This is a genomic window from Paraburkholderia humisilvae, assembly GCF_902859855.1.
In the GTDB taxonomy this organism is placed as follows: domain Bacteria; phylum Pseudomonadota; class Gammaproteobacteria; order Burkholderiales; family Burkholderiaceae; genus Paraburkholderia; species Paraburkholderia humisilvae.
The window spans coordinates 1-6,274 of sequence record NZ_CADIKH010000153.1 but is presented as its reverse complement, the minus strand read 5'-3'; the positions used below and the strand labels follow the sequence as shown (position 1 = coordinate 6,274).

The window sequence follows — 6,274 nt, the reverse complement described above, 5'->3', positions numbered from 1 at the left end:
CCGGTGTAAATCGCCTTACCCAACGCATGATCGTGGTGTGTGCCAGCGACAATTCCCGCTCGGCCATCATTTCGACCAGATCGCGAAGGCTGAGCTTGTAGCGAAGGTACCAGCGAACACACAGGACGATGATCTCCCGATCAAAATGCCGTCCATCGAACAACCCCTCCAGCCCCGTGCCCTTGCTCATCACCGACTACCCATTTCATATGGCTGGCTACTTTAACCGATTCCCCAAGCCGATTTGCACCAGAGCCTGCGAGAGTACGCGCTGAACCGTGCCACGGTGGATATGCAATTGGCGGGCAATGGTCCCTGCGCGCCACTTCTCGACGTGGTAGAAGCGCAGGATCTGCGCTTCGAGTTCAGAGGACAAGGCCATGTGTGTGCCCTCAGTTGGCGTAGACACCCGGTCATTATCGGTCGATCACCCGGTTAGCGCCCATGGAGACATCAATCTGCTGCTTCAGCGTCAACGATTGACGTCAATATAAGGGTGGCTGTCGGCCGACCGAAAGTGGCCGGAGGCGGGCTACGTTGGGATCGCGCCAGCGCATAGTGCCGTCTTCTCGACAAGCCAAGCGGTGGAAGTCGGCGAACGTTCAGAACGACGGCGCACCATGCGAATTCGATGCGCTTCATCGCAAGTAACACCCTGACCGAAGTGCTTCACGCCGCCGTACGCGCACACGCGGTCTCATGCCACTGCTGCATATAACCGGGCGAACCGGACGGCGCCGCATCGACCACGGGTGGCTGTGGTTGCAACGCCAAAGGCAAGACACCAGCCCAAACTTCGCGAGCCATATTGGCCTTCGCGGACGCTCGTTCGGTGACGCTGATATCGCCACTTACCGCATTACGACCGCCATCCCACTGATTACGTTGTCCACCGCGCATGCTAGCCACCTGAAATATCCCATTCGCATAGCAATCGAGCTTTCCCTTTCGTCGTGCACGCTAATGACGGCAATGACGGACTTTTGTCTCTGAAACGGTTCGTGGCCATGAGCTGGGTATCAAGGCTATCGCGGAGAATCCCACAAGGTGCAGCTAAGCCAGCTTGAGAAAATGGCTTATATTCTCGGCACTCGGAGTCAGACTTCCACGCTGCAACTGCATTGAAATCGCACCGCTGTCGTGCGACCTTGCGGACGCTGCCACAAGAAACCACTGGGGACCGTATGGCCGACGTTTACGATGTGCAAAGCAAGCGAGGTTCGATCTGGCATCGCTGGGACCCACACATCCATACACCCGGCACCGCCCTGAACGACCAGTATGCCGGCACTGATCCATGGGAAGCGTTCCTCGGCGCCATCGAGGCCTCCAGCCCACCCATTCGCGCCCTAGGCATCACCGACTATTTTGGTATCGAGCGTTACGAGCAGGTCGTTGGCGAGAAGCGCCGCGACCGTATGCCTGGCGTGGGTCTGATATTCCCTAATGTCGAGCTGCGCTTGGGCATCGAAACCGCGAAAGCGTCGGCCGTTAACATCCACCTTCTCTTCTCGCCTCAGGATACCGACCACGTCGAGCGCATCAAGCGCTTCCTCCTCGAGTTCGAATTCTCCTATCTGGGCGAGTCCTATCGTTGCCAGCGCAGCGACCTCATTCGTCTGGGCCGAGCCCACAAACCGTCACTAACTGACGACGAAGCAGCACGATCCGAAGGCGCAAACCAGTTTAAGGTGAGCTTCGATCAGCTCAGGCAGGCATTGTCGAAAAACGAATGGATTAAGAACAACACCCTGATCGCTGTGGCCGGCGGAGAAAAAGACGGCACGTCGGGTCTGCGGGATGCGACAGCGTCATTCGCTGCGCAGCGAAAAAACATCGAGCGCCTGGCACACATCGTATTCAGCGCCAATCCCAAACAGATCCGTTTCTGGCTGGGCAAGGAATCTGCTTCGGTTAGCGAACTTGAAAGCCAATACAACGGATGCAAACTCTGCCTGCACGGGTCGGATGCGCATTCGCTTGCCAAAGCAGGGCAGCCCGATGGCGACCGCCGCTGCTGGATCAAGGGTGACCTGACGTTCGACTCGTTACGCCAGACCTGCATCGAACCCGAAGAACGCGTTTTCATCGGCGCAGAGCCACCCTGCGGCGCGCTGGACAGTCACACCATCGACTCCGTGTCCGTGACAAACGCGCCTTGGATTGCAAAGGGCACCGTTCATTTGAACGCGGGATTGGTTGCCGTGATCGGCGCGAGAGGTTCCGGTAAAACCGCGCTGGCCGATCTGATTGCGGCAGGCGGCCTCGCCCTCTCCCCGCATCTGAACGAACGCTCCTTCATCCTTCGCGCCAAGCAATACCTAGGTGACAGTTACGCCGAACTCCGATGGGCATCGGGCGAAAAGACCGGCAACGAACTCGCTCAAACCGACATGGAGGACTTGCTGGCCAGCCCGTATGTCCAGTACCTGTCGCAGCAGTTCGTGGATCAACTTTGCTCGGCGGAAGGCATGAACGACGCGCTCGTGATGGAGATCGAACGCGTGATCTTCAATGCCCACCCCATGACGGATCGGCAGGGGGCCGATTCCTTCAAGGAGCTGCTGGACATTCGTCTGGAGAGCTCACGCCAGAAGCGCGAACGCCAACAAGAGGCGCTGACTAGGGCCTCTACGGACCTCACCGACGAGCGCGTCAAGAAGGACAGTCTCAAGGCGCTAGAGAAAGACAGGGATGAAAAGAAACGCGCGATCGAAAAAGACAAGATCGATCGCAAGTCGCTGGTCGCCAAGGGCAATGAGGAACGCGACAAACGCCATGAGCAGGTGTCGCTGGCCGTAGATGCTAAACGACTCCTTGTGGACCAGGCCAAGCGGCGACATCAAGCGCTACTGCATCTGCAGGATGACGTGAGTGACTTCCGGCTCCGACAGGCGCCGTCCCTACTGGCCGAACTGAAAGACGAGCGCAGACATGCCGGCCTCAGCGTCGCAGACTGGGAGGCATTCAAACTGGACTACGTGGGCCAAGTGGACTCCCTGCTAACGGAACGCATCAAACAGGCGAATCTCGCAATCACTACGTTACAAGGGCCTGCGGAAACCGATCCTACGGCTCAGGAAAATCCTGACCCGTCCATCGAACTCATTCCCGCACATGCGAGTCTCGCCGATCAGACGCTCTCCTTGCTTGAGCGGGAATTGGCTCGGCTGCGTAAGCTGGTCGGCGTCGACGCACAGAACGCCAAACGCTTCACGACGTTGTCGGACAAGATTACCAAGGCAGAGGCCGCATGGGCCAAGGTGGTCCAGCAGATTGAGCGCATTCAGGGAGCTGATGAACGCATCCGGGCACTGGTCAATGTGCGACGAACCGCGTACGCCGCCATTTTTGAGGCCATCGTCGAAGAAGAGAAAGAGCTTGCGGATCTGTACGCGCCGATCAAGACGCGTATTGATGAAGCCGAAGGGTCGTTGTCGAAGCTGTCGTTCTCGGTCCGTCGAATGGTCGACCTCGAACAATGGGCGGCCAAAGGCGAAAGCCTGCTCGACTTGCGTACCAACGGCCCTTTCAAGGGACGCGGCGAACTGCTGCGATCGGCGCGCGCGGGGTTGATGGCGGCATGGGAGACGGGGGACGCAACGGAGGCAGCCGCAGCCCTTTTCGACTTCGTCAAGGCCAAGGAAGCGGCGCTTAAGACGCATATGCCCGAGAACGCGGACTTCCGCGGATGGGCGCGCAGCATATCGGACTGGCTGTACAGCACCGACCACATTACGGTCGGCTATGGTCTGCAATACGACGGCGTTGATATCGAACAGTTATCGCCCGGAACCCGAGGCATCGTCCTGCTGTTGTTGTACCTCGCTATCGACGCGGAAGACGACCGACCGCTTATCATCGACCAGCCCGAAGAAAATCTGGACCCGCAATCCATCTTTCAGGAACTGGTACATCGATTCCGCGATGCCAAGAAGCGGCGCCAGATCATTATCGTGACTCACAACGCCAACCTAGTCGTAAATACCGATGCGGATCAAGTGATCGTCGCTCAATGTGGGCCGCACAGGTCTGGTCGGTTGCCGGTTATTGCCTACGAGAGTGGCAGCCTCGAAAACCCGCAAATTCGGCAGCATGTCTGCGACATCCTCGAAGGTGGCGAACGAGCCTTCAAGGAGCGCGCCAGGCGATTGCGGGTTTCCATTTGATCAGAATGACGACAGGTACGGCAGCACCCAAATACGCATACCGCTTTTGTTGCATTCGAAACGAGGCGAGAAACATAACTAAGCCGGTCAATTGTGTGGGCCCCGAGGGAAAAGCAACAAGGTTCCGCGTGCCGCCCTTGACCTTTGTACTTTGAATCTACTTACGCGGCCAGCGCGTGCCCTTTGGTGGCATAGATCCGTATATCCTGTGCGGACGTTCGAAGGCACCGTCATGCGCTGCCGTTGACTTGGCATTTCACCATGGAGCTCCACTCCGTTAGCCTCGGCCTGCATTCTCACATACCCTCGTAGCATCTTTTCCTTGCACACATACCATCCAGCCCGCTTCTCTACGCTTTCGAGTATCGCCCCGTATCCAGTGGTGCGGAGCCTGCGCAGCAATTCAGCGTATCTGCCGCGATCCACAGGATCGCGCTCCCTCGTTTCAGCGATCGAAAGATACGATCTGTACATCGCATCCACATTGCGCGCGGTGTCCTCGCTGTCGGCAGTTGACCAAACCACATCTTCCATTTCGTCGTCGCGATGCAAGACAGCATCTTCGTACGGCTTACGCAACAGCATGGTGACCCTGCCGATCGCCTTCCGAAGCCCCAAGATGTAGTGGTCGGAACCCAATTCTCCGCAGATATCAGAATCGTCGAACGCCTGCCAGAGCATTTCCTCCGTGATCAAATGTATGTAGGCCGGGAACCCATCGCTGATGATTCCAATGCGATATTTGACGTTGTTGTCCATTCCCAGATCAAAATGCTTTGCCGCCTCCGTAACGATTTCGAGGCGGGCGTCCCAGCCTAGCCGAGGCACTTCGACCCCGACGATCTGCCGCTGAGCCGACAGATGCGCGCCCAGCAGTTGCTCAAGCGAACGACCCACCCCTGTGAAGATGAACTTGAGATTGACGCCCCTGTCCCCGAGCGCCTTGAGCAATGCGGCAAAGAGATTGCGCTCAGCGACATCCGGAATAGCATCGAATTCATCGAGCAACATGATCGGCTTTTCGGCATATACGGACGCGACCTCGGCCAGCAAATCAACAGCGTCACCGACTGTATGCAGCTCATCGATGATGCTTTTCTGGCTGACCTCGCGACCGAGCGACCACTTGAGACCTCGCCATTCAAAACCTGCGTTCGATGTCTTCTTCACTGAATATGTACGAGAAGAACCCAGCGCTTGATTTGCGATATTGGCAACAATGGAATTGAACGTTTCGTTTAGCGCCCCTCCAACGGCGATAACCGGTTTATCAGAGGTCTGATACTGAAACGCCGCTGTGGCACCAAGCGAACTTTTCCCGACGCCGCGGTCACCATAGATGAATACGCTCCGCCCATCCATGTATAGCAGACGCGCGATTTCCTCCAACAATTCGTCTCGCCCTTTAAGCTTCTCTGGAGTGTCAATCGGATGGGCTGATGACAGCACCTTGTTAATCTTGTTGCCCAGATCGTCTCTGGTAAATCCCAATATTGTCATCCCGCCCCCCCAAAGTCTAACCTCGCGCCGCTGACGAGTCTCCCGGCCATGATAAACGCGCTTAATCACCTTGGACAAAAAAGTGGGGCCATTCGAAAACGGAGATGAGGCACGTTAGCGGCAGGCGATCGCACGTCTAAGTCTGCAAATGGATTGCCGGTTGTTCTCGTTCGCCGGTGGTTAGCCCGTCCGCTTTCGCGGCCGGACCCATCATTGTTGCGCCACTCCCGCCTCTTTTACGAACCAGGAGCGATTTTCTGTTACGCGTAACTAAGAGCAGCGATTTTCAATTATTTTCCGTTACCCGATGCAGATAACGGTTAAACGCCGCATCGTCCTCTCCAAACGACTGAACGACGCTGTGATCCGCCCACCAGACCAGCCGCTCCAGCACGGCGCGTCTGGGCAGGCCGTAGTGGGCCGCCAGCCGTTGAAGCGAAAAGAACTCGCGGCCGGTCATCGTCACTGCCAGCCGCCGGTCATCCGATTCCGCCTCGTCTGCCGGAAGCGGCCGGACCAGTACCGCCGATGCGGCGTCCCGCCGCCCGCCCACGTCGCGACGGGGACGGCGCGCGATCTCGCGGCGAGCCTGCGCCAGCTCCTCG

At 57.7% G+C, this 6,274-nt stretch carries 3 protein-coding genes and 3 pseudogenes; 1 reads left to right on the top strand and 5 read right to left on the bottom strand.

Annotated elements, in window-relative coordinates; translation table 11 throughout:
* The 3 genes and pseudogenes from HV796_RS39615 to HV796_RS44890 form a co-directional block, all read right to left on the bottom strand.
* Positions 1-190 (bottom strand): annotated as a pseudogene (locus HV796_RS39615) (IS6 family transposase); the annotation flags it as partial.
* Between the two features lie 27 nt (positions 191-217).
* A complete protein-coding gene (locus HV796_RS39610) occupies positions 218-382 on the bottom strand; it encodes a sugar-binding transcriptional regulator (protein ID WP_377694304.1) in 165 nt (54 codons plus the stop codon).
* A gap of 287 nt (positions 383-669) precedes the next feature.
* A pseudogene (locus HV796_RS44890) lies at positions 670-798 on the bottom strand (pyridoxamine 5'-phosphate oxidase family protein); the annotation flags it as partial.
* Between the two features lie 386 nt (positions 799-1,184).
* Here HV796_RS44890 and HV796_RS39605 point away from each other — a divergent pair.
* On the top strand, positions 1,185-4,169 hold the full coding sequence (locus HV796_RS39605) for a TrlF family AAA-like ATPase (protein WP_175233206.1): 2,985 nt from the start codon (positions 1,185-1,187) through the stop codon (positions 4,167-4,169).
* Between the two features lie 87 nt (positions 4,170-4,256).
* Here HV796_RS39605 and HV796_RS39600 read toward each other — a convergent pair whose 3' ends face one another.
* Both HV796_RS39600 and HV796_RS39595 read right to left on the bottom strand, forming a co-directional pair.
* Entirely contained in the window at positions 4,257-5,669 is a 1,413-nt protein-coding gene (locus tag HV796_RS39600) for an ATP-binding protein (RefSeq protein ID WP_175233205.1), read from the bottom strand.
* A gap of 286 nt (positions 5,670-5,955) precedes the next feature.
* A pseudogene (locus HV796_RS39595) lies at positions 5,956-6,274 on the bottom strand (hypothetical protein); the annotation flags it as partial.